The 22,523-nt window shown below is 60.8% G+C and carries 16 protein-coding genes and 4 pseudogenes; 16 read left to right on the top strand and 4 right to left on the bottom strand.

Annotated elements, in window-relative coordinates; all coding sequences use genetic code 11:
- Positions 1 to 774: 774 nt before the first annotated feature.
- On the top strand, positions 775 to 969 hold the full coding sequence (locus YUU_RS0138990; protein WP_027527146.1) for a hypothetical protein: 195 nt from the start codon (positions 775 to 777) through the stop codon (positions 967 to 969).
- Between the two features lie 1,128 nt (positions 970 to 2,097).
- Here YUU_RS0138990 and YUU_RS0138975 read toward each other — a convergent pair.
- On the bottom strand, positions 2,098 to 3,033 hold the full coding sequence (locus YUU_RS0138975) for a DUF5996 family protein (protein ID WP_027527145.1): 936 nt from the start codon (positions 3,031 to 3,033) through the stop codon (positions 2,098 to 2,100).
- Positions 3,034 to 3,417: 384 nt separating this feature from the next.
- On the opposite strand from YUU_RS0138975, the gene YUU_RS53280 reads away from it, so the two are divergent.
- From YUU_RS53280 to YUU_RS0138955, 4 genes are all read left to right on the top strand, one after another.
- Positions 3,418 to 5,028, top strand: a complete 1,611-nt coding sequence (locus tag YUU_RS53280; protein WP_256375327.1) for an MFS transporter — start codon at positions 3,418 to 3,420, stop codon at positions 5,026 to 5,028.
- Positions 5,029 to 5,451: 423 nt separating this feature from the next.
- Positions 5,452 to 6,120: a DUF2760 domain-containing protein gene (locus YUU_RS53275; protein ID WP_210164186.1), complete on the top strand. Its 669-nt coding sequence runs from the start codon at positions 5,452 to 5,454 to the stop codon at positions 6,118 to 6,120.
- A 116-nt stretch (positions 6,121 to 6,236) separates the two neighbouring features.
- On the top strand, positions 6,237 to 8,069 hold the full coding sequence (locus YUU_RS0138960; protein WP_027527143.1) for an Hsp70 family protein: 1,833 nt from the start codon (positions 6,237 to 6,239) through the stop codon (positions 8,067 to 8,069).
- 27 nt (positions 8,070 to 8,096) lie between these two features.
- Positions 8,097 to 10,910, top strand: a complete 2,814-nt coding sequence (locus YUU_RS0138955; RefSeq protein ID WP_027527142.1) for a hsp70 family protein — start codon at positions 8,097 to 8,099, stop codon at positions 10,908 to 10,910.
- A gap of 332 nt (positions 10,911 to 11,242) precedes the next feature.
- Here the strand turns inward: YUU_RS0138955 and YUU_RS0138950 are convergent, their stop codons facing one another.
- The 3 genes and pseudogenes from YUU_RS0138950 to puuE all read right to left on the bottom strand — a co-directional run.
- Positions 11,243 to 12,085, bottom strand: a complete 843-nt coding sequence (locus YUU_RS0138950; RefSeq protein ID WP_027527141.1) for a bifunctional allantoicase/(S)-ureidoglycine aminohydrolase — start codon at positions 12,083 to 12,085, stop codon at positions 11,243 to 11,245.
- A 78-nt stretch (positions 12,086 to 12,163) separates the two neighbouring features.
- On the bottom strand, positions 12,164 to 12,667 hold the full coding sequence (locus YUU_RS0138945; protein WP_027527140.1) for an ureidoglycolate lyase: 504 nt from the start codon (positions 12,665 to 12,667) through the stop codon (positions 12,164 to 12,166).
- A 42-nt stretch (positions 12,668 to 12,709) separates the two neighbouring features.
- A pseudogene (gene puuE, locus YUU_RS53270) lies at positions 12,710 to 13,720 on the bottom strand (allantoinase PuuE); the annotation flags it as partial.
- Between the two features lie 168 nt (positions 13,721 to 13,888).
- On the opposite strand from puuE, the gene YUU_RS0138935 reads away from it, so the two are divergent.
- From YUU_RS0138935 to YUU_RS59375, 11 genes and pseudogenes are all read left to right on the top strand, one after another.
- Positions 13,889 to 15,079, top strand: coding sequence for an ABC transporter substrate-binding protein (locus YUU_RS0138935; protein WP_027527139.1), 1,191 nt, complete (start codon positions 13,889 to 13,891; stop codon positions 15,077 to 15,079).
- A gap of 123 nt (positions 15,080 to 15,202) precedes the next feature.
- A complete protein-coding gene (locus YUU_RS0138930) occupies positions 15,203 to 16,069 on the top strand; it encodes a branched-chain amino acid ABC transporter permease (protein ID WP_027527138.1) in 867 nt (288 codons plus the stop codon).
- A gap of 2 nt (positions 16,070 to 16,071) precedes the next feature.
- Positions 16,072 to 17,049 (top strand): branched-chain amino acid ABC transporter permease, encoded by a 978-nt coding sequence (locus YUU_RS0138925; RefSeq protein ID WP_027527137.1) that lies wholly within the window; start codon positions 16,072 to 16,074, stop codon positions 17,047 to 17,049.
- Positions 17,050 to 17,052: 3 nt separating this feature from the next.
- Positions 17,053 to 17,832: an ABC transporter ATP-binding protein gene (locus YUU_RS0138920; protein WP_027527136.1), complete on the top strand. Its 780-nt coding sequence runs from the start codon at positions 17,053 to 17,055 to the stop codon at positions 17,830 to 17,832.
- Between the two features lie 3 nt (positions 17,833 to 17,835).
- The gene (locus YUU_RS0138915) at positions 17,836 to 18,558 is read left to right on the top strand and encodes an ABC transporter ATP-binding protein (protein ID WP_027527135.1); all 723 of its coding nucleotides are present in this window, start codon (positions 17,836 to 17,838) and stop codon (positions 18,556 to 18,558) included.
- Between the two features lie 16 nt (positions 18,559 to 18,574).
- Positions 18,575 to 19,378, top strand: coding sequence for an aspartate/glutamate racemase family protein (locus YUU_RS53265; protein ID WP_084801759.1), 804 nt, complete (start codon positions 18,575 to 18,577; stop codon positions 19,376 to 19,378).
- 71 nt (positions 19,379 to 19,449) lie between these two features.
- The gene (locus YUU_RS0138905) at positions 19,450 to 20,163 is read left to right on the top strand and encodes a GntR family transcriptional regulator (RefSeq protein ID WP_035664608.1); all 714 of its coding nucleotides are present in this window, start codon (positions 19,450 to 19,452) and stop codon (positions 20,161 to 20,163) included.
- Between the two features lie 12 nt (positions 20,164 to 20,175).
- Positions 20,176 to 20,303, top strand: a pseudogene (locus tag YUU_RS61715) (SOS response-associated peptidase); the annotation flags it as partial.
- A gap of 231 nt (positions 20,304 to 20,534) precedes the next feature.
- Positions 20,535 to 20,729: pseudogene (locus tag YUU_RS61710) on the top strand (hypothetical protein).
- Positions 20,730 to 20,764: 35 nt separating this feature from the next.
- Positions 20,765 to 21,417 (top strand): annotated as a pseudogene (locus tag YUU_RS62940) (SOS response-associated peptidase).
- Between the two features lie 724 nt (positions 21,418 to 22,141).
- Entirely contained in the window at positions 22,142 to 22,339 is a 198-nt protein-coding gene (locus YUU_RS59375; protein WP_156944766.1) for a hypothetical protein, read from the top strand.
- Positions 22,340 to 22,523 lie beyond the last annotated feature (184 nt).

Raw genomic sequence — 22,523 nt, 5'->3', positions numbered from 1 at the left:
ACCGGCGGATCCGCAGAGAGATCGTGCGCGCGACGCTTCCTGTTCCCGGCATGCGCATGTTTTATCACGTTCAATCGCAATAAGATCTACCGCCACTCTCAGAATGCGCTCCACTTTGTCCATTGTGTTGAAATGGGCGGTTCACCCGCGCCACTCCGCGCAAACAGTGAGCCCCTTCGGCAACTAAAAGCCGGCCTCTACTCTGCCTAGGGCTTCCGAGTGCGCAGGCCCTTGCCGTTTCGGCTTCATCGCTAGAACTTACTGGTGCGTAAAGCGCGCAAGGCGCCAAATCCTCACGCATAGATTACAAGTGCAGCCCGCGCGCCGGCTACCCAAGCGCAAATCCGCATGCCATGTGACACAGCAAGCCTGTTGTTGACTTGACCAACGCGCGCGCTCGCCTTCTGCGATCAGATGCGCGCAGAATGGAGAAGGTCTTGATAACGTCGAATTATCGGAGCACTGCTGATTTTTGCGAGCATTGTGGCACTGATTGCCGCATACAGATTTCTGACGCGTAACACCGCCCGCGGATTGCGTGCGACGTCCGCTTTTCTCCCGATAGCGACCAAAAAGCGGACATTGCGCACCTCGCATTTGGGCCGAAGGCGGGAAGTGATCCCAACTCGCGGCGCCGCGAAACGGCGATCGTGTGACACATCGAGAATGGCTCAGTTAAGCCACTTCCCTGCTTGAGGGGAGTGGCCGCGGCGCCGGTCCCTCCCCATTTTGGCTGCAGGGGACGAGCACGTCCTCTGCCATCGGAGACGGGCAATGACCATAAGAACCTTTTGCACACTTGCCGCCGCCATCTTTGCCCTAATCGCACTTCTACAGTTGATCCGTATTGTGATGGGGTGGTCCGTCACCTTGAATGGCGTCGATGTGCCGTTCTGGGCGAGCTGGATTACCGTCATCGTGGCGGGCGCCTTGAGCTTCGTCGGCTTCCGCGCAGCCGTGCGCAGCTAAAGGCTGGCAGAGCCCGAGCCACTTCCCTACACGCGGGCGTCGAGCCGTCGTGCTCTACCGCGACGGCGGTTTAGTGTGATATGTTTTTGTGCCGACGCGTGTCGATCTCGACCGCCAGCTTCGGCTGCGCAAGCTTCTTGGGAAAGCCCCACAGCTGACCGCCGGTCACTCGTTTAATCCGGGTGATCGGCGGTGAGCGTTGGTAGTCAGCCAGAGGCCCCGACCGGATTGTTTGCCCTCACCCAACGGCAGCCGGCCAGTAACTGATAAGATTTCAACGAAATCCTTATCAGTCCACCGACTGACTCCGTTTCGTATGAAACCTTATCAGTTCGCGAACTGACTCCGTTTCGCATGTTAGCTTCGCAATTGGACTGCCAGATCTTCGAGACAGTGCTTCAGCAGGATTCATTGAACCATTCTCGCTGGAGGGAGAGAATCTGTAGAAAAACTTGCTCGACCCGCTGCATCTCAGGTTGTCTCGGTAGAGAGATCGCGCTGGACTTCTTCGGTCATCCCCGGCACGTTGAGCCGGAGCGGGATCGAGCCGAAAGGCGACCTCGGCATAAGTGGTTTAGGCTCAATGCCGAGGCGAGGTGCTCGGCGGTAATGGGCGCGCCAAACGAATCGAGTCTAACGACCACTGCTTACACCATTGCCGTGGCACCGCTGAGGGGTTTGGCCCCGCAAAATTCCACGGCCGACCTATGGAGTACTGCGAGACGTCGAACTCGAACGAGTGCCTCCAAGTGGCGGATCCCGAGGGTGCCCCGCCAAAACCCAGACCAGTGCGACGATCGTCACTATCGCGGCGAGCACCGCGAGCGAATGGCGCACGAACTTCGAGGCTGCGATCGCCATCACCAACAGTAAGATAAAGGCCGTCCAGGTCATGCCACTTGGTTTATTGGCGCTATAGGTGCTTTCGCGAGCGCGACTTTTTCAACACAATCACTTCAAAACCAGACAGCGAAGCCATCTGGTTGCAGGTCAGCGAACCAGAAGCCGACATGGCGACCAAGCTATTCAACCACCTCGTCGACGCGAGCGATCAAGTTTGCCGGTAATTCAGAGTTTATCGATTTCGCTGTCTTCAAGTTGAACATCAGCTGTGGGACCTTGGGCCCCTTAACTCAATGGCCGCGGTCGGCGGGCTACGCCGGTGGGACAATCGAGGGCCCTGCGATCCCAATGCCCGAGGTCGGCTGCGGCCAGATATGTGCTCTCCAGGAAGGCCATCAGTGCTACCTCCGGGTCAGCTGATTGTCTCACCACATCGTAAGGCAGGAGAAATTCCCCGAGCTTCCGGTCGAAGTAGGCTCCATCGGGCATCACTTTCGCGTCCGCAAGATCTGCAGGAGCGGGATAGGCATAGGAGTAAAAGGCCGCAAAGTCCGTGCCGCCGCCGCCCGGCCAAAAACCTGCCGACGAGACTTCATGACTGTATGCCTCGCGGGTCACCTCGTCCGGCAAAGAAGGAATGCCACCCGGATGGAGGGGCGCGGGGCGTCCGGAGAAGCGCGTGACCGCTAGATCAAAGCTGCCCCAAAAGAGATGAACGGGACTAGCCTTTCCGATGAAACCGGTTCGAAATCGGGTGAATACATTGTTGGCGAGCACGAGCGCCTCGAAGAACCTTGTCACGGCTGCAGCATCGTAGGGCCTCGTTTGCCGATCATCGCGAAATGAGATGGGGGCTGGCACCTCGCTGGGTCGGTCGTGAAGCTCCGGCGTGCCCCCAATACGCCGAACGAGTTCGAGAAAATATGCATAGAAGTCAGCCACAGACATCGGTCCTAACGGAAGCTCAGTCGCGCGCCCGTCTGCTGCTTCTCCGATGACGGCATGTTTCCGGAGATCGAGGGTGATCTCAATGCCAGCCCCGTCCGGTACCAACGAAGTCGTCAACCCACGTGCGTTAACGTAGAGGGTCGCGTGCCAGGAATGGTTGAGCCAAGGCGTTCGTGCAAGTCGGTACTTACCCACAACCTGCGAATACATATGGAGCGCGGAACATGTCTCGCGCCAGTTCTCGAACGGGATGTCTGGCCAATTTGCGTTCACAGTGCTTCCTCCAACTAAGCTTCATCCGGGTGGTCACAGCACGGAGATGATGTTAGGCGAGGTCCATTCGGCGCTCAAAGCTAGACGATGAAACGCGAGTAGATCTAGTCTGCCATTGTGACGCCATAATGCGCAACTTCGCACCGAAGACAGAGCCTGGTTTTGGGCCTACCCGACGTGCTCAGCATATCCATCGGACCGAGAGCGGGCGCTTGTGGCGCAAAGCGGTCATTCGCCAAAGTCCCATTGTCGGCTTTGGACTTGGGACGCGCCTAGTCGTCGGGCGCGTCCCTAGCCATAGCGCACTGCCAGGCTTGGAACTAACGGGTTGGCGCGAGCCTATTCCGGTTTGTCACTAGATCAAGACGCGGCGACGGGCGAGTATTGCTAACTGTATACGCAAGGCGCACCCCCACCGGCGGCAACCGTCTTTCTCGAGCATCCAATGGTTGGATTCACACGGCCGCCTGCCACGCGGGGATCATCCAGGCGACAACCTGTTTTGACCGGGCTCTGTCGCAAAGATGCAAGTGGCTGACGCTGGCGGCGACCATAGTCGGGTCGAGCATGGCGTTCCTCGACGGGTCGGTAGTGAACATCGCGCTACCCGCAATCCAACAGGCGTTACATTCGGATGCGGCAGCAACACAGTGGATCGTCAACGCCTATATGCTGTTGCTGGGTGCGCTCGTGCTGATCGGTGGCTCCGCCGCCGACCTCTATGGTCGACGCCGGATTTTTGTTCTGGGCGTTACGGTCTTCACCGCTGCCTCCGTCGCCTGCGGGCTCTCGCCAAACATTGCGGCCCTCACCGTCAGCCGCGCGGTTCAAGGGTTTGGCGCCGCCCTGTTAACGCCGGCCAGTCTGGCAATGTTAGGAGCGAGCTTCGACGAGCACGAGCGGAGCCAGGCAATCGGGATATGGGCAGGCGCAGGTGCACTGATGTTGGCAGCAGGCCCGCCGCTGGGTGGCTGGCTGGTCGATCAGGTCTCATGGCGGGCGATCTTCCTGCTAAACGTCCCGCTCGCGATTGCCGCGGCCGGACTTGCGCTTCGCTTCGCCAGCGAGAGCAGCGATCCGCACGCGAAGCAACTCGACTGGAGCGGCGCCGTCACAGTCGCGATTGGCCTCGCTACGATCACGTTGGGTCTCAGTGCCATTCCGACGGCGGGATTTCGCGACAAAACAGTGCTGGCCGCCCTCGGAATGGGAACTGCATTCCTTGCTTTATTCGTCGCGATCGAAGCCCGACTCCATGAATGGGCGATGATGCCGCTGTCGCTCTACCGATCACGGAACTTTTCCGCAACGAATGCGCTGACGCTGTTACTCTACTTCGCGCTCGGTGGCGCTCTCTATTATCTACCGTTCGGCTTGATCCGGCTCGGCGGCTACTCCGCGACACAAGCTGGAGCGGCATTGCTGCCTTTTGCCCTGATCATGAGTTTCGGCGCATCCTTCGCAGGCACTCTGACCGACCGTCTGGGGCCGCGGTCGCTGCTCACGATGGGGCCCATCATCGCGGCCTGCGGCTTGGCGATGCTTGCCGTTGTCGATCTCAGGCAACCTTTTTGGGTCGGAGTGTTTCCGTCGATCTTCCTGCTGGGCACCGGCATGTCGATCACGGTTCCGCCGCTAACATCAACAGTGATGGCTGCCGCCGGCAACGTCCACGCCGGTATTGCTTCCGGCGTCAACAACGCGGTCGCGCGAATAGCCGGCCTGCTCGCGGTCGCAGCGCTCGGGGCAACGTTGTTTGCAAGCTTTTCATATCATCTTGTCGGACCAACGCCCCCGCAAGCGAACGAAGCCCTGAATGCCGTTATGTCCGGACAGTCCGGCATTCATGAAGAGGTGGTTGCCGCATTTGAACGCGCGCTGCGCACGATCATGCTTGTGACCGCGAGTTGCAGCGCACTTGCCGGCCTCGTTGGCTGGCTGTGGACCGAGCCGAACGGGACCGCCACTTCAGGAATAGCCCGGCAACATTCATAAGGATGCCGATCGTCGGGACGTTCCATACGAGCGAACGAGCTAACGGCAAGTCCGCCATATGAAGGATTGCATGGACGACGCGCCCCCGGCGCGTGCACATCCGGGTGGTTTGCCCGACAGGCAAGGTTCGCAGAGTGGCTTGGGGCGCGTACTCATAAAAGGCCCTTACCGGACGCTCGATAAGGCGGTGTCCGCTTTGCCACCAAAATCGGCATTGGCGGAGGACGAAGGCACGTCAGCGCAGGGCCAAATCCCGACTCATGCACCGCAGCAAAGTGTGATTTGCTTACCTCTCGATGGTTGTGGAAACCTAACCGGGTCCGCGCCCGCGCTTTACAGCGGGCAAGGTTTGCCCGCTCTGCTGACGCGGCGAGATCGGGCCTGACCTGTTCCAGGCGGCGTGCCGCATAGGCCTTGAGGGACATGCGTCAATCAACGCTGATGCGGGTCAAAAGGGAGCTGCGGCTAAACATGCATGCGATGAAAGCGATCGCCATTATAGTGGTCCTGCTCCTGGTCGTGGTGAACGCTCTGGAATTGCTGCCGGCAGCTAGCGCATTCCAAATGTATCTATCGGGTGGGGCGGTGGCGCTGAGCCTTGTCGCGCTGATAGCGATCATGGTCTGGCGCGGCCCGTCACGGGATAGCCGAAGTGCTGGCGCTGAGGCGGCCCGACCGATGCCTGTTACGACTCGCGCAAACCGGGCAGACGCCGAGATCGTTAGCTTTTTGGCGATGCTGCAGGCAAGGGGCCGGCTGGTCGATTTCCTGATGGAGGACATCAACGCGCATGATGACGCACAGGTTGGGGCAGCCGCGCGCGTGGTCCATGCCGGATGCAAGACCGCCCTGCTGGAGCACTTCCGAATCTCCCCCGTGCGCGCAGAGAGCGAGGGATCGACGGTGCAGGTCGCCGCTGGCTATTCGCCGGACGAGTACCGACTGCTGGGCAAGATCAGCGGCCCGGCGCCGTTCTCGGGAGTGCTTGTCCACCACGGCTGGAAAACGGATGCGGTGAATCTACCGCGCGTTTTGTGGAGTTCGACCGATCGACTTCCAGCAATCGCTCCGGCGGAGGTGGAACTGAGATAAGCGGGCTCGCAGCGGCCGGCTGCCGGGCGCCGAGTCGGATCACGTACAACCGGTGCTTTCCATCACGCGCGGCTATTGACGCGAATTGACAGCACGACAACCAGGACACCCCCTTCATGAGCGCTCGTTTCAGTCTTGCTATCGACCTCGGCACGAGCAACAGCGCAATCGCGATCGCCGATCTCGAGAGTGGTGAGACCAGGATTATCGAAATCGCGCAGACCGTAGGGCCGAATCAAATCGGCGAGATGCTTACACTGCCGTCCGCCGTTTATATTCCGCACTCCGAGGAGTTCCCGGAGAGTTCTTTTCCTCTGCCCTGGAATGATGCCGGGGAGCGCGTGATCATTGGCCAGTTCGCGCGCGAGCGGGGGGCGCTCGTGCCTGATCGCGTTGTGACCTCCGCCAAATCCTGGCTGTCCAACCCGCATATCGACCCGAAGCAGCAGATTCTGCCCTGGCGATCCGACATCGCGGAAGAGAAGCTCTCGCCACTCGAATGCTCGCGCCATTACCTCCAACATCTCAGGGAGGCGGTCCTACATACCGAGCGGGCGCAGGGCCGGGATTGGGACCTCGCGGAAGGCGAGATCGTTGTAACCGTTCCTGCCTCGTTCGATGAGGTCGCAAGAAGCCTCACTGCCGAGGCTGCCAAGGCTGCGGGCCTTGAGGACGTCACATTGCTGGAGGAGCCGCAGGCTGCATTCTACGCCTGGATGGCGCAGACGGGCAGAGATTGGCGAAAACTGATTGCTGATGGCGACATCGTGCTGGTCTGCGATGTGGGTGGTGGGACAGCGGATTTTAGCTTGATCGCGGTCACAGATGTCGAAGGGCGGCTGGAGCTTGAGCGTGTCAGCGTCGGCGAGCACATTCTGCTAGGTGGCGACAATATGGATTTGGCGCTCGCGTATGCGCTGAACGCTAAGCTTGAGGCCGCGGGCAAACGGCTGGATTCCTGGCAGCTCCTGGCGCTCGTGCATGCCGCCTCCAAAGCCAAGATCGTGCTGTTTGATGATGCCGGGCTGGCGCAGGCGCCGATCGCGGTCCCGTCGCGCGGCTCCAGCCTGCTTGCCAAAACTGTCTCAACGACTCTCGATCGCGAGACACTGGAGCAGGTTGTCGTCGACGGTTTTTTCGCTAGAACCAGTGTCGACGACCTGCCGCGCGAGAGCCGCATGACAGGGCTGCAGGAATTCGGTTTGCCCTATGCTTCCGACCCCGTCGTCAGCAAGCATATCGCCCAGTTTCTCGCTCGGAGTCTGCAGAACGTGAAGGCAAGCGAAAAGCTTGCCGCTCTGGTGGAGGTTTCGGCTGGCGCGCAGGTGCTGATGCCGACCGCGGTCTTGTTCAATGGGGGCGTTTTCAAGGCCGCGCCAATCCGTACCCGGGTGCTTGAGCTGCTGGCGTCCTGGAATGGGGGCCGGCCAGTCCGCGAATTGGAGGGTTTCGAACCAGACCTCGCCGTCGCACGCGGCGGCGCGATCTACGGACGCCACCGCGCCACTGGCAAGGGCGTGCGCATTAAGGCCGGCGCGGCGCGTTCCTATTACATCGGCCTGGAAACGTCGATGCCCGCCGTTCCGGGCTACAAGCCGCCGCTGAAGGCATTGTGTGTTGTCCCGCAGGGGATGCAGGAAGGCACGGAACTGCTGATCGAAGGACGCGAGTTCGGCCTTGTCACCGGCCGCACGGCGGAGTTTCGGTTTTTCTCCTCCTCGGTACGAAGCGGCGATACGCCGGGACAGATACTCCCCGACGCCGAGCGTGACCTTGATGACGCTGGCCTACTCGAAGTCGCGATCCCGCCCCTGGACGTCCCGATGGGGCAGGTGGTGCCGGTCCGCGTCAGTCCCGTCGTCACCGAACTTGGTATCCTTGAGCTTTGGATGAGGCACACGAACTCCGATCGCCGATGGAAGGTTGAGTTCCAGGTCCGCACGGAATAGGGGCCGAACCGCCTCTGGAGGTAATTCTTGACGAAAGACCGCGCCCGCTTCGCCATCGGTATTGATCTCGGCACGACCAACTCCGCACTCGCATTCGCGCCGCTGGTCGGCGAGGGGACGCCAGAAGTCCTTCTCGTCCCGCAATGGGAAGGCCTGGCGAGTCTGACCGGGAAGCCAACGCTACCTTCTTTCCTGTACCTGCCAGAGGAAGCGGTCGCAGCACATTTCCGCGGTGAGGAGGTCGGAGCCGGACAATGGATCGTCGGCCTTTTTGCACGCATAAAGGCAAGCGAAGCGCCCGGACGGGTCGTCCATTCCGCGAAGTCGTGGCTTTGTCATCACGCCGCCGACCGGTTGGCACCCTTTCTGCCATGGGGATCAACGGTTCTGGCACGTGAGCAGAAAATCTCGCCGGTACGGGCCTCGGCACTGATTCTGAACTATCTGCGGGGGATCTGGAACAGCCGGTTTGCCCAGGCCGGCTTTGCGTTCGATGATCAAGACATCACGGTTACCGTCCCGGCTTCCTTCGATGCGGCGGCGCAGCGACTGACGATTACCGCCGCAGAGGAAGCGGGCTTCCCCGGTGATGTGCGACTGCTCGAAGAGCCACAGGCTGCGTTCTATTGCTGGCTGGAAAGCCACGACCCAGCGCTCGAATTATGGCAGCGGCCCGACAACGGCGATGCCGGGCTGCGACACGTGTTGGTTATCGATATCGGCGGCGGAACGTCGGATTTCAGCATTTTTGAAGTTCGCGTGAACGAGCAAACGCCGGACCCTGACATCAGGCGTGTCGCGGTGAGCGAGCATACGCTGCTCGGCGGCGACAATATCGACCTTGCCGTCGCCCATTTCCTGGAGCCGCGGCTTGCTGAGGCGGGCGGCCGGCTTTCCGGCCCGCAATGGGATCAGCTCGTCGCCGCCTGCCGTCATCTGAAAGAGCTCGCGCTCGCCGCTACAGGACCGCCGGATGAGCGGTTCGTTGTTGCACTGGCCGGTCGCGGGTCGGGGATGGTCGGCGGCTCGCAGACAGCGACGGTGATGCGGGCGGAAATCGAGAGCCTATTGCTGGACGGATTTTTTCCCTTCTGCGACGCGGCGGCGCGGCCGTACCGGACACACGCGGCACTGAGGGAATGGGGGCTTCCTTATCCTCCCGACAGCGCGATAACCCGACACCTTGCCGAATTCCTCAACGATCGCCCGCGCATTGATGCCGTCCTGTTCAACGGCGGATCCGTCCGACCGCCGCTCCTGCGACAAAGACTCCGCGAGCAGATCAGAGGTTGGCAGGACGGCTTCGTACCCCTGGTTCTGGAGAACGAGGAGCCGGATCTGGCGGTGGCGCGCGGAGCCGCGCGATTTGGTGCCCTTCTCCACCACCGTTCGGGTCGCATCGCCGCTGGGGCCGCCGCTGCGATCTTTCTCGAAGTGGAGGGGATACAGGCAACGGATCGCCAGACTGTGCGCCCGCCCCTCGTGTGCGTTCTTCCTCAGGGTGCAGCGCCGTCGCAGCTTTTTGAGATCACTGATCTTGGGCTTAAGCTCCGCACCGATCAGCTGGTGCGCTTCCAGGCTTATTCCTCAACGCGGAAGAGCGTCAGCCGGGCCGGAGACATCGTTTCCTGGTCCGAAGGCGAATTTCACGCGTTGCCCCCGCTCCAGACCATCGTCAGGACGGCTGAGCTATCCGGTCCGGAAGCGGGCGGGATGTTGTCCGTCGGTCTGACGGCGCGGATGAACGCACTGGGGTTGCTCCACATCTCGTGCGTCAGCGCCGATCCCGCCGTCCAGCAGTCCTGGCCGCTGGAATTCAACATGCGCGAGCACGTCCAAGGCGTCGCGGGCGCGCCCGGTGCGGGGCGGGCGCGGGAGGCAAACGCTCCGATTGAACCGAACGCGTCAGCGGACGCGCTGGAAACGGCACGCAGGCAGATCGGGATCGTGTTCACCCAGCCTGCCAGTAACAACAAAAGGAACAAGATTACTGCTGCCACGATCCTCAAGGGTATGGAGCGCATCCTCGCATCTGCCAGAGGTGAATGGAACGGGCCCCTGCTGCGCGCCCTTTGGCCGGCGCTTGAGGAGCGGCGGGACGACAGACGACGTTCCGCGGACCACGAAGAGGCTTGGCTCATCATGGCTGGATTCCTGCTGCGCCCGGGCTTCGGCGTTGTCCGGGACGACCTTCGTATCGATGCCCTGTGGCGGGTGCACGATGATGGCCCGTGTTTTCCTGGTCGGCGCATCAAGAGCCAAGAATACATCCTCTGGCGCCGGGTGGCGGGCGGGCTCACGCGCGAACGCCAGACCAGGCTTATGGCCGGAGAGATCGAGAGGATCCGCAGCGGCAGGGCGCCCGACGAACTCGTGCGTCTGGCTGGATCCCTGGAACTGATCCATCACGACACCAAGGCGGAACTGGTGCGTTGCCTCTGCGACATCGCGGTGACGCTTGTACGGGCTAAGCGGCACTGCGCTCCTTATCTTGCGGCGCTCGGGCTCCTGCTCAACCGCACTCCGCTCTACGCAGGGCCGGAGACTGTCGTCTCGCCCGATCTCGTCGAGCACGCGTATCAGGCTTTCCAGCGCTTCGATTGGACTACGCCGGAGTTGCTCGACCTGCAGATTCTGTTCCTCCGGGCCGCGCGCGTTGTCGACGATCGGAGTCTGGATCTACCCATGTCTTTGCGCGGCCTGATTGCAAGCAAACTGGAGAAATCCGGCGTTCCTGCGCTGCAGACCGCAAAAATCAAAGGTTTCGTTCCGATCGGACGATCCGATCGGGCCAGTCTATACGACGATTCACTCCCCCCTGGTCTGATCCTGATCGAATAGACACTTAGAACAGGAGTCGCGGCACAAGTCGGTCATCCCTATCAACGCTCTTATTAAGAACGAACTAGGGCCGCGATCCGCAAGCCATCGGCGTTGTGAACCGAATGGGCGTGGTGATCATAGACCCGTTCGCCGGCCGAGACATTTCGAAAAGACAGATCGAGATCTATTGTCAAGCCGCGTCCTCAGACCTTGACTGCCTTCGATCGATTTTCGATCAGGGCGTAGGTTGAACCCCTCGGATGAAACGCCGGTCTCAGCGTCCCGAGCGCTTCAGCCCAACCTCAATCCATCCCATGAACTCCCGGTGCATACGCCGTTGCGATCGCCCCCTACGGCGCTATTGGTCGCAAGGCCCGCAGATCCATATGCCGATTCACGTCCTTGTAGAGGAGATAGCGGAATCGTCCGGGGCCACCGGCGTAGCACGCCTGGGGACAAAAAGCACGGAGCCACATGTAGTCTCCGGCTTCGACCTCGACCCAGTCCTGGTTGAGCCGATAGACCGCCTTGCCTTCGAGAACATAGAGCCCGTGCTCCATAACATGCGTCTCTTCAAATGGGATCGACGCGCCAGGCTCGAAAGTGACGATGGTGATGTGCATGTCATGCCTGACATCCGAAGGCTCGACGAAGCGCGTAGTCGCCCACCGCCCTTCCGTGTCCGGCATGGGCGTTGGCGCGATCGAGCTTTCGTTGGTGACGATCGCCTCCGGCGCCGCGAGGCCTGGCACGCTCTGATATAGCTTCCGGATCCAGTGAAATTGCACCGAATTGGAGCTACGATTCTTCACGCTCCAGCGGCACTTGGGAGGAAGATATACAAAGCCTCCGGGCTCCAAAGCATGCTCTGCCCCGTCGAGTGTCAAAGTCAACTTGCCTCCAACGACGAACAGCGCGCCTTCCGCTTCCTTATCTGGCTCCGGACGTTCACTTCCTCCACCCGACGCTACATCGATCAAGTAGTGGGAGAAGGTTTCTGCAAAACCGGACAAAGGCCGAGCCAGCACCCAAACGCGGGCATTATCCCAGTAAGGAAGGTAGCTGGCGACGATGTCGCGTATTACGCCTTTGGGTATCACCGCATAGGCGTCCGTAAACACCGCGCGACCGGTCAAAAGCTTGGTCTGGGCTGGATGTCCTCCTGCTTGCACGTGATAGATTTGAGACCGCATTCTTATGCCTCTTAAAGATGATTGGTGCGGACGTTCGCCGAGGTCTTAGCCCTGCTTCGTCGTGTTGCCCAAACGTGTTTACGCTGCTCTATCGGGCACGACACGCAGCCAGCTTGCTTCTTCAAGCCACATTTCTTCGAGGTTAGCCTCCGGCCCCTTTCTATCGACAACAACGAACGGGCTGGCGTCCCGGGCGACCAGCAGAGGATGGTGCCAGCAGTTGCGCGCGTAGTTCACGCCCTGCCGTCCCGACGCAACAAACGCCCGATAGCTCGAAAGATCGTGCGGATCTGTGCACACGACCACGAACCAAGGCATATCGTTCAATGGGATGAACAACTGGCTGCCGAGGGGATGACGCTCCATGAGCCTGATGACGATCGGAGTTGGTCTTGTTGCACCGATGAACAGGCTTACGTTGACGTCCCCGCCTTCCGAGGCAACGTCAATCCTGGCCAGATCGTCGTAGCGCCGGGCAAATCCCTCGTTGATCAGCTTCGGTGTCACGTCGTCTGTCTCGATGACTTCACCGAAGGGCGCAAATTCTGCCTTTGTCAGCGCCACGACCGGAAGAGTTAACATCGTTCGACTCCGGTGACTACGTTATGGCAATTCGCTTGCGCCATTGCCGAACACCTCGGCAACAAGAGCGGGGCCCATGCGCCCGCGCACGTAGCCACCCTCGGGTGGATGATGGCGGATCCAATGGCGCGCAATGTCGAGCCGCGTCGCCACCCAGACATCGGTGTGGCCCTGCACATAGTCCAGAAAACGCGCAAGCGCCGCGGCGCGGCCGGGTCGGCCGACCAGGCGACAGTGCAGCCCCACCGACATCATGCCGGCATCGCCTGCACCGCCTTCGGCGTAGAGCACGTCGAACGAATCCTTGAGGTAGCTGAAGAACTGATCGCCGCTGTTGAAACCCTGCGGCGTCGCAAAGCGCATGTCGTTGGCGTCTAACGTATACGGAACAATCAGTTGCTGACGACCTGCAATGAGTTGCCAATAGGGCAGCTCATCCGCGTAGGCATCGGCAAGATAAAGAAAGCCGCCTTCCAGCGCGCCAAGGGCCAGCGTGTTCACTGAGGTACGCCCCTGGTAGAGACCAAGCGGACGTACGCCAGCTACCGCCGTGTGAATCCGCACCGCCTCGTCGAGATCTGCACGTTCCGCTTCCAGCGTATGGTTGCGATAGTCGATCCATTTTAGGCCATGGCTAGCGATCTCCCAGCCGGCCTCGTTCATCGCCGCCACCGCCCGCGGATTGCGTGCCATGGCGGAGGCAACGCCATAGACCGTGACCGACATGTTACGTTCAGTGAACATCCGCCACAGCCGCCAAAATCCCACGCGTGAGCCGTATTCGTAGATCGACTCCATGTTGACGTGCCGTTGCCCTGGCCACGGCTGCGCGCCGACGATCTCCGAGAGAAAAGCTTCCGATGCAGCATCGCCATGCAGGACGCAGTTCTCACCGCCTTCCTCATAATTGATGACAAATTGCAGCGCGACGCGAGCCTCGCGAGGCCACGCTGGCTGAGGCCGGCTGCAGCCATAGCCGATGAGATCGCGCGGATAATCCTGCTCAATGTCAAACAAGCGGCTCAGCTCCCAACGTTGAACGAGACGCTTCATCCATGGCGCCCCTCGCGAGCATTGTATACTACAGCTGGCCTAAATTGTTCACAAAATTTATTTAGATTGTTGACAATCGTGAGGCGGACGCGTTTGATCAGCCCAAGACCTGCGACGGGGTGGTCCCGTAATGTCGGGCGTTGACTCATTCAGCGGAGGAGACGTGTGATGATCAGGAAGTATTCTGCTGTGCAATCGGCTCTGATTGGAGCCTCACTGCTGGGCTTGATGGCGACCGGCGCGCAGGCGGCAAACACCGAATTGAAGATCGGCTTCGTCGGCGTGACCAGCGGTCCCGCCGCGGCCTGGGGCACCTCGAACGTACGCTCGATGCAGACGCTTGCGGCGCAATGGAACGAGGCCGGTGGCGTCAAGATTGGCGATCGCACCTACGACATCAAGATCGTCACCTTCGATGACCAGAAAGATCCCAAGCGCGCCATTGCCGGCATGGAGAAGATGGCCCAGGAAGGCATCCACTATGTGGTGGGGCCGAATGTCGACGACGGCGCTGCCGCGGTACGCCCCGTCGCGGAAGCTAAGGGCATAATCTATTTCCCTTACGCCTTCCCGAAGGCGCTCTACACAAAGCCCGCCGCTAATGCGGTGCTCGGCATGGTCGCAAACTATCAATCGGGCCCGGCGATCTACAAATATCTGCACGACAAAAGGAACGTGAAGACGATCGCCTTCGTCGCAGCTAATGAATCCGATCCGCTCAGTCAACGCGACGGCGGCGTCGCGGCGGCCAACGCGCTTGGCCTCCAAGTGGTCGCCGACAAGGACACCTACCAGAACGACACACGCGACTTCACACCGGTGCTGACGCCGATCGTCAAGCTGAAGCCCGATCTCTTGGTGCTGTCCGGCGTCTCCCCGGCCAACGCGCCACTCTTGATCCGCGCCGCGCGCGAACTCGGCTATCAGGGCCTGCTCTCAACCGAAACTGCGCAGGATGCCAAGGTGCTCGAGGAAGGCGCGGGCGAACTTGCCAACGGCTTCATCTCGGTCGGCGGCGCTTCGACCCCAGAGATCCGCTCCAAGGCGATGGATGACTTCATCGCCCGCTATACGAAAATGTTCGGCGAATACAACGATGAGTCGAACACCAAGGTATACGCCCTCCAATACATCATCGATACTCTGAAGGCGAACCCCAAAGCGATCGACGATATCGCCGAGTACAAGAAAACCATTGACGGATTTTCGGCACCCAACCCCTACGTCAAGGGCGACAAGATGCTTCACTACGTCGGCACCACCTCTTTCGGCCAGAAGCGTCAACTCGCCGTGCCACTCGTCGTCACGGAATACAAGAACGGAAAGTTCGAAACGCTGTTCGTCGCCGACGTCGATTGACACCTCTGACCGGGTGCGGGCGACGGCAGCCTAAGGCTGGCGTCGTTCGCCCCTCCCCTTGCCGCGGCGGACGCGAGCCGCAGCGCGCAACGGATTGCGCGCGCTCCTCGAACGGGACTGCACATGACACAGGTCATCGTGAACGGCCTTTACCTCGGCGCACAATACGCCCTGATCGCGCTCGGCCTGACGCTGATCTTCGCGCTGATGAACGTGCTGAACTTTGCGCATGGCCAGATGTACGTGTTCGGCGGCTTCATCACCTATACGGTCTACGGCCAACTGCACCTGCCGTTCGTGGTGGCGCTTGCCTGTTCGGGCGTGACGCTGGCGATCATCGGCGCCCTGTTCGAGCGGTTTCTATTCCGCACCGTGATCCGGCGTAGCGTGCGCGACGAGAGCACTATGCTGCTCGCCGCCGGTACAGCCTTTTTCCTCGATGCAGTAATCCTGCTGCTGTTTGGCGAGAAACAGCGCGGCGTGCCGAAGATCGTCAACGGTGTGCTCAACGTCGACTGGCTGATCATCCCTTATGATAAGATCATCGTCGGCGTCATTGCTCTGGTGTTGATCGCGAGCTTTATGGCTTACATGCAGTTCAGCCGTCCCGGACGGGCGATGCGGGCGCTGGCCCAGGACCGCGTCGCGGCGCAGCTAATGGGCGTCAATGTCGATCGCTATTCCATGATCGGATTCGCGCTTGGCGCGATGCTGGCCGGCGTGGTCGGCGGCTTGCTGGTCGCTATTACCGGCGTCAACTCCGGCATCGGCGGGCCGATCTCGATCAAGGCCTTCCTGATGGTGATGATCGGCGGCGCCGGCGTGGTCGGCGGCGCCATCGCCGGCGGCTTCATTCTCGGCATGCTGGAGTCGGTGGGTCTGTCGGTACTGCATGCCTACGGCGACGTCACTTATCTGGTGATCTTCGCCGCCTTGATGGTGTTCCTGAGTATCCGTCCCAACGGGCTCATGGGCAAACCATGGGGCTGACAATGACGAGCACCGCATCCAAAGTCTCGGCCCTGGCGCTGTTTTTGGTCGTCGCCTTCGTCCTCGTGCCCTGGCTCATCGCGGTCAGTGGCCGCAGCGACCTCTATTATACCCTGACCTCTGTCGCGCTTCTGAGCATCGCCAGCGCAGGCGTGTGGCTAACCTTCTTCATCGGCCGCATCAACATCGGCCAGGGCGCCTATGCGCTGCTCGGCGGCTACGTTTCGGCGATCCTCGTCACGGCCGGTGGCGTCTCGTTCTGGCTTAGCTTACCGCTTGCCGGACTGCTTTGCGCTGGCATCAGCGTCCTGATCGGGTTGCCGATCCTGCGGCTGCGCGGCGTTTATTTCGCGATGGTGACGCTTGTCCTGACGGAGGTGGCGCGGCTCGCGGCGCTGGCCGTGCCGCTGACCAACGGCGCCAAAGGCATCACCGACATCCCGCCTCCAGGCGCAATCCGCCTGTTCGGCCTCACGCTACTGCCGGATTTTGCAACGCTGGCCAACCCGCGTCAGGCGTTCTATTTCGTAACGGTGGCGCTGATGGTACTGGTATTCGCAGGCGTCTATCGTCTGGTACATTCTCGCATCGGGCAACTCTGCCTGTCGCTTCAGCAAAATGAAGAGCTGGCCTCCTCAATCGGCGTCAACGTCGCCGCGTTGCGTATCATTGCCTATGCGATTTCCTCGTTCCTCGGCGGCATTGGCGGCGCTATGTTTGTCGCCATCGCGCAATCGATCTATCCGTCGAGCTTCGCCGTCGCCGACTCCGTAAATTTCATGCTGAACTGTTTCCTCGGCGGTTTGGGGTACGTGATGGGCCCCTTGGTCGGCACCTTCGTGTTGTATTTCGGTTGGGATTTCCTGTTCAGGACGGGTGAGTTCCAGTTGCTGATCTATTCCATGGTGCTGATCGCGCTGATGCTGGTGCTACCCAACGGCATTCTCAGCCTATTTGCGCCGCGGCGGAAGGAGAGCTGAGCCGTGGCCGAGTTGCTTGAGGTCAAATCTCTAACCAAACGCTTCGGCGGCCTCGTCGCCGTGAATGGAATCTCCTTCTCCGTGCGCGAGGGCGAGATCCTTTCGGTGATTGGGCCGAACGGCGCCGGCAAGTCGACCCTGTTCAAGCTGATCGCCTCGTTCATGCGACCGAGCGATGGCGAAGTGCTTTTGCGCGGCAACCGCATCTCCGGTCTGGCCCCTCACGTCGTGGCGCGTGCCGGCGTCGTACGCACCTTCCAGGAAACCACCATATTCAAGACTATGAGCGTGCGCGACAACGTCATCATCGCCCACCATTTGCGTTCGCGCGCCAGCTTGCTCGGGTTCTACACCGGTTCGACAAGCGCGCGCGCCGACGAGCGCGAGTTTGCCCGCTCTGCCGATGAGATCCTGGATTTTCTCGGTCTGCGCGCGATCGCGGGACAGTTAGCCAACACCCTGCCGCAAGGCCATCTACGTGCGCTAGGCATAGCCATCGGACTTGCCACTAACCCTAAAATCCTACTGCTCGACGAGCCCTTTGCCGGCATGAACCATGATGAAACGCGACGTGCAGTCCAGCTGGTGCGCGCGGTACGCGATCGCGACGTTACCATCCTCTTGGTGGAGCATGATATGCCCGCCGTCATGAAGATTTCCGACCGCATTGTCGTGCTGAATTTCGGCGAGAAGATCGCGGAAGGAACGCCAACGGAGATCCAGCAAAACCCGCGTGTGATCGAGGCCTATCTCGGCAGCGCCGACGAATCGATCGGGATGTAGTCGATGGAGCCGCTTCTCACCTTCTCCGGGGTCGAACTTTATTACGATCAGGTTTACGCCTTGCGAAACGTCTCGCTCGAGGTCAACGAGGGCGAGACCGTGGCGCTGATCGGCGCCAACGGCGCGGGAAAGACCTCGATTTTGCGAGCCATCACCGGCCTTCGCAAGATCCGCAAGGGCGAAATTCGGTTTCGCGGCCAACGCATCGATGGCCGCCCGCCCGACGAGCTAGTGAAGATGGGTATCGCGATGGTTCCGGAGGGCCGCCGATCGTTTCCGCTGATGTCAGTGAAGGACAATCTCCTGATGGGGGCTTTCACCCGCCACGACAAGGCCGAAGTCGCCAACACGCTCGAGGCGGTACTCACGCGCTTTCCGCGGCTACGCGAACGCTATAGCCAGGCGGCGGGAACTATGAGCGGCGGCGAGCAGCAGATGCTAGTAATCGGCCGCGCACTGATGAGCCGGCCGACGCTGCTGCTGCTCGACGAGCCCTCACTCGGCATTGCCCCGAAACTGGTGCAGGACATTGCGCGATCGATCGTCGCCATCAATCGCGACGAGCAGGTCAGCGTGCTGCTAGTCGAGCAGAATTCGCGCATCGCGCTCAAGATATCCGCCCGCGCCTATGCGCTCTCGACCGGAGCCGTCGCGCTCTCCGGGCCTTCGGCTGAGCTACTCAACGATGAACGCATCAAAACCCTCTATCTTGGCGGAGAATTGTGAGCCCAGGTAAACACTTATGCGCATTCTGGTCATCAATCCCAACACTACCGCATCAATGACGCAAAAGATCGGCGTGGCGGCGCAAGCGGCCGCCGCTTCCGGCACCGCGATCCAGGCTATCAATCCGACATACGGTCCGCCGAGCATCGAAGGTTACTATGACGAAGTATTCTCGATTCCAGGCCTGCTAGCGCAGATACACGCCGCGCCAGATGTGGATGCCTATGTAATCGCCTGTTTCGACGACACTGGGCTGGATGCGGCGCGCTGCCTCACCGCCGCACCGGTCATCGGCATCGGCGAGGCCGCTTTCCACATCGCCAGCCTGCTGGCAGGTCGTTTCAGCGTTGTGACGACGTTGTCGCGCTCGGTCTCAGCAATCGAGCACAACCTCACCAAATACGGCTTGGCCGGCCGCTGCGCGCGGGTACGAGCATCGGAAATACCAGTGCTCGATCTCGAGATTCCCGGCTCGGACGCACGCCAACGGATCTCGGCCGAGATCGCCAAGGCCGTGGTCGAGGACCGAGCCGAAGCGATCGTGCTGGGCTGCGCCGGCATGGCCGATCTCGCTGCCGAGCTATCGCGCGAGCACAGCCTTCCTGTCGTCGACGGCGTTGGCGCGGCGGTGAAACTCGCTGAAGGCCTGGTGAGCCTCGGCCACAAGACATCAAAGCGTGGCGGCTATGCCGCGCCGCGGGTCAAGCCTTATGATGGCCTGTTTGCCGCGTTCGCGCCGGAAGCTCCGCAGCCACAGCATGCGCCGGACATGACGTCCCGCCCGCTCGCCACTTCACCTGCAGGTAAGCACGCGATATGATGACGGTGAAAACGCGTGCACAAATCCAATCGCACCTTGCACCTCGCTATCTCCGTCCAGCTTCTGAGGCCATGCACACGACCGAAGACCGACAGACCTACTCCTTGAAACCAGCGGCGCGGTGGTCCGCGACCTACACCCGTCTGCGGGATGCGATCTTTGCCCATCGGCTGGCGCCCGGCACCAAGTTGCCCGAAGACGAACTGGCCTCGATCTACGCGGTGAGCCGTACTGTGATCCGGTCCGCGCTGCAGGCGCTCGCGCACGATCGCCTCGTGCGCCTGGAGCCGAACCGCGGCGCCTTCGTGGCACAACCCTCGCAGACCGAAGCCCGCGAGATCTTCGAAATGCGCATGCTGGTCGAGGCGCGCGCGGCAGCGCTTGCCGCCGCGCGCGCTACGGCCGACGACGTGGCGCGGCTGCGCGCCCATCTCGATCAGGAGCACGAAGCGGTGCGTGAAGGACGCGACAGTGACGCGCTGATGCTGTCAGCCAATTTTCATGTTGAGGTCTCGAAGATCGCGTCGCAGTCGATCCTGTGCGAGATCGTCGCCGACCTCGTCACGCGCTCATCGCTAATAATCGCATTGTACTGGATCCGGCGCGACACCATCTGTGCAAGCCATGCCCATCATCATCTGGTCGACGCCATCGCCCGCCACGACACCGACGTCGCAGCCGAGCTGATGACAAGTCATCTAGCCGATCTGCTGACAGGACTGGATCTGACGCCGCGACAGCGCGACGAAAAGAGCCTGACCGACATTCTGATTCAGGATGCTTAGCGTCCGTTCCACGTGGTCAATGGCTACGTCGGCAATTTGCAGCCGATGCCGGGCGTCTTTCCCGACTATCCGGCTCCCGTGATCCGCAACACGGTTGCCGGAAGCAGATGACGCTGATGCGCTGGGGCATGCCGCCGTCGCGGCACACTGGCGGCCCGCCGGTCACGATATCCGCGGCCTCGTTGCATCGCCTAGGCCGACCAATCTGTCCGGAAGCGTATCAGCTCGATCCCAATCCGGAACGCGGTGAAGCAGAAAGCGGCGAGCGTTGCAGAATTACAACCCGCGCGGCCCTTATAGATATTAGTCTGGTCCGTCTAGGACCGAAACTTATTTCATGTCTATTCCAATATAATCAGCGGGGGCGAAAGGTGTTTGATGTCTATCGCAATGATAAGCGCGAGTTGCTCGTTCTAAGCAAAGGCTCTGCGATACCGACGCTCAGCTCCAGACATAAGTGGCGGAAGAGCAGAAAATGAGTTTTCAGAGTTAGCGACGAGATCAGGTCGGCCGTTCAGGGACAAGGGTATTACGTCCGTAGTTTGCGGACTACCAGGAAGGGATGACCTAGGTCGAGTACGTCGGCGGGCCGCTGACCTACATGTGCAACCTCTACAGCATCACCACCAACCAAGCCGCCATCCTCGCGCTCTTCCGCGTGGTCAATCGCTACGTCGGCAACTTGCAGCCGATGCCCGGCGTCTTCCCGGACTACCCGGCCCCTGTGATCCGCAACAGGGAGGCTGGCACCGAGATGACGCTGATGCGCTGGGGCATGCCACCGCCGCCGCGCTCAGGCGGCCCTCCAGTCACCAACATCCGCAACACGTCATCTCCTCATTGGCGCGGCTGGTTGAAGCCAGAGAACCGCTGCCTCGTCCCCTTCGACAGCTTCGCCGAGTACGCGCCTGAGGCGAACCCTGAGACAAAGAAGAAGGATGTCGTCTGGTTTGCCTGAACGATGACCGACCGCTTACGGCCTTCGCAGGCATCTGGACTGAGTTCAAGGGACGAAATCCAAGCCGATCCCCGGGGCCGCACCTCGTGTATGGCTTCCTGACGACTACGCCAAATGCGGTGATTGAGCCGATCCATCCGAAGGCCATGCCGGTAATCCTGACGACTGATGAAGAGCGCGATGTCTGGATGCGCGCGCCGTGGGATGAGGCGAAGGCGCTGCAACGGTCGTTGCCGGATGAGACGCTCAGGATCGTGATGCGCGGGGCGGATAAGGAAGATCGGGCGGCGGCGTAGGCACGACTGAACGAGGTTGCCTACAGCATTGTTCGATGAACGCGAAAGCGGTCGCCCTGGGCTGATCGGCAACTCGATTCTGCTCGCCGACATCACCCGGCGGCCAATGCATTTCGAGTTACGCCGCCTATTAGCCACCAGACCGCATCAAAAACGGATCTACGGACAGAGCTAATCGGTCCGCCACTTGCGTGACGGCCGGCGTGGACTGCTTTCCGGGCGGCAGCGAGCCGAGAGTGGTCAGCCCGGTACAAGCGGCAAGAACAGCTATCGCAATCGCAGCGAGATATTCGGTCCTCATAGCGATAGTCCCCTTCATCGCCCCATGAATTAACCGGGCACTCTCAGAAACAGTTCCCGAGTACTGTTCGTGTATCAGTTGGCCCCGAGTGCATGGCTGCGATCGCTTAGCGGTCTAGCGGATGCGTCGACGCCGCATTCCGGGTTCCTCGTCCGAAGGAACATCGTGTCACGATCAGAGAGATCAAAGGAACGAAAAGCGCCTGCCAGGCTTTAGAAAAACATGAGACCGTCGCTCGCCGGTACTAACACGGCGCATGTCGCGGATAGCCAAAGGTCGTTGCCAGCGACCCGCTGCTCTGAATACAAGCGCTCGCGCAGATAGCCAAAAGCGGCGGTCTCCAGTTCCTCTGAAGGGCCAGCCTGCCCCGGTTGGGTGCGGGGGCGGAGGCGGTGCCGTTATTGCCAATCCAAAGGCTCCGCTATGCGCAACCGCATCGACATTGACTACGTGCACAGCCGGGCCATCGTTCGAGAGATCGGCGAGAGACTACGCGCGTCGCTGAAACCAGAGCCGAAATTGCCAGCGCGCCTCAAAACGCAGATCGACCGGCTCTGCGAATTGGAGCCCTCACCGTCAATCGCTCCGGAAGCGGAGCATTGGAAAACACCTCGCCGTTGAGCCGCCGCCTTTAAGGCAAAACTCAGGGGGCGCTCAGGTAATCAAGCGTGGAGCAGTGGGCGGCAAAAGCATTGGATCAAGATGCTATGGGGCGGGGCGGACGGCGAGGGTTTGTGGCACGCTCGGCGCTCTGTCCAAAGACACCAAAGGAGCGCCACATGTCGCAACCTTTTGAGGCGAGCAG

Origin of the sequence: Bradyrhizobium sp. Ec3.3 (genome assembly GCF_000472925.1) — a bacterium.
GTDB lineage: Bacteria > Pseudomonadota > Alphaproteobacteria > Rhizobiales > Xanthobacteraceae > Bradyrhizobium.
Note: the sequence above shows the minus strand (reverse complement) of the source record. Positions and strands in the feature narration are given on the sequence as shown.

Coding starts and splice junctions, on each gene's coding strand:
- YUU_RS53275 (WP_210164186.1), top strand. CDS start 5,452: ATGCGTCAATCAACGCTGATGCGGGTCAAAAGGGAGCTGCGGCTAAAC.
- YUU_RS0138925 (WP_027527137.1), top strand. CDS start 16,072: ATGACGAGCACCGCATCCAAAGTCTCGGCCCTGGCGCTGTTTTTGGTC.
- YUU_RS0138960 (WP_027527143.1), top strand. CDS start 6,237: ATGAGCGCTCGTTTCAGTCTTGCTATCGACCTCGGCACGAGCAACAGC.
- YUU_RS53265 (WP_084801759.1), top strand. CDS start 18,575: ATGCGCATTCTGGTCATCAATCCCAACACTACCGCATCAATGACGCAA.
- YUU_RS0138915 (WP_027527135.1), top strand. CDS start 17,836: ATGGAGCCGCTTCTCACCTTCTCCGGGGTCGAACTTTATTACGATCAG.
- YUU_RS0138990 (WP_027527146.1), top strand. CDS start 775: ATGACCATAAGAACCTTTTGCACACTTGCCGCCGCCATCTTTGCCCTA.
- YUU_RS0138905 (WP_035664608.1), top strand. CDS start 19,450: ATGCACACGACCGAAGACCGACAGACCTACTCCTTGAAACCAGCGGCG.
- YUU_RS0138935 (WP_027527139.1), top strand. CDS start 13,889: ATGATCAGGAAGTATTCTGCTGTGCAATCGGCTCTGATTGGAGCCTCA.
- YUU_RS0138945 (WP_027527140.1), bottom strand. CDS start 12,667: ATGTTAACTCTTCCGGTCGTGGCGCTGACAAAGGCAGAATTTGCGCCC.
- YUU_RS59375 (WP_156944766.1), top strand. CDS start 22,142: ATGCGCAACCGCATCGACATTGACTACGTGCACAGCCGGGCCATCGTT.
- YUU_RS0138950 (WP_027527141.1), bottom strand. CDS start 12,085: ATGCGGTCTCAAATCTATCACGTGCAAGCAGGAGGACATCCAGCCCAG.
- YUU_RS0138930 (WP_027527138.1), top strand. CDS start 15,203: ATGACACAGGTCATCGTGAACGGCCTTTACCTCGGCGCACAATACGCC.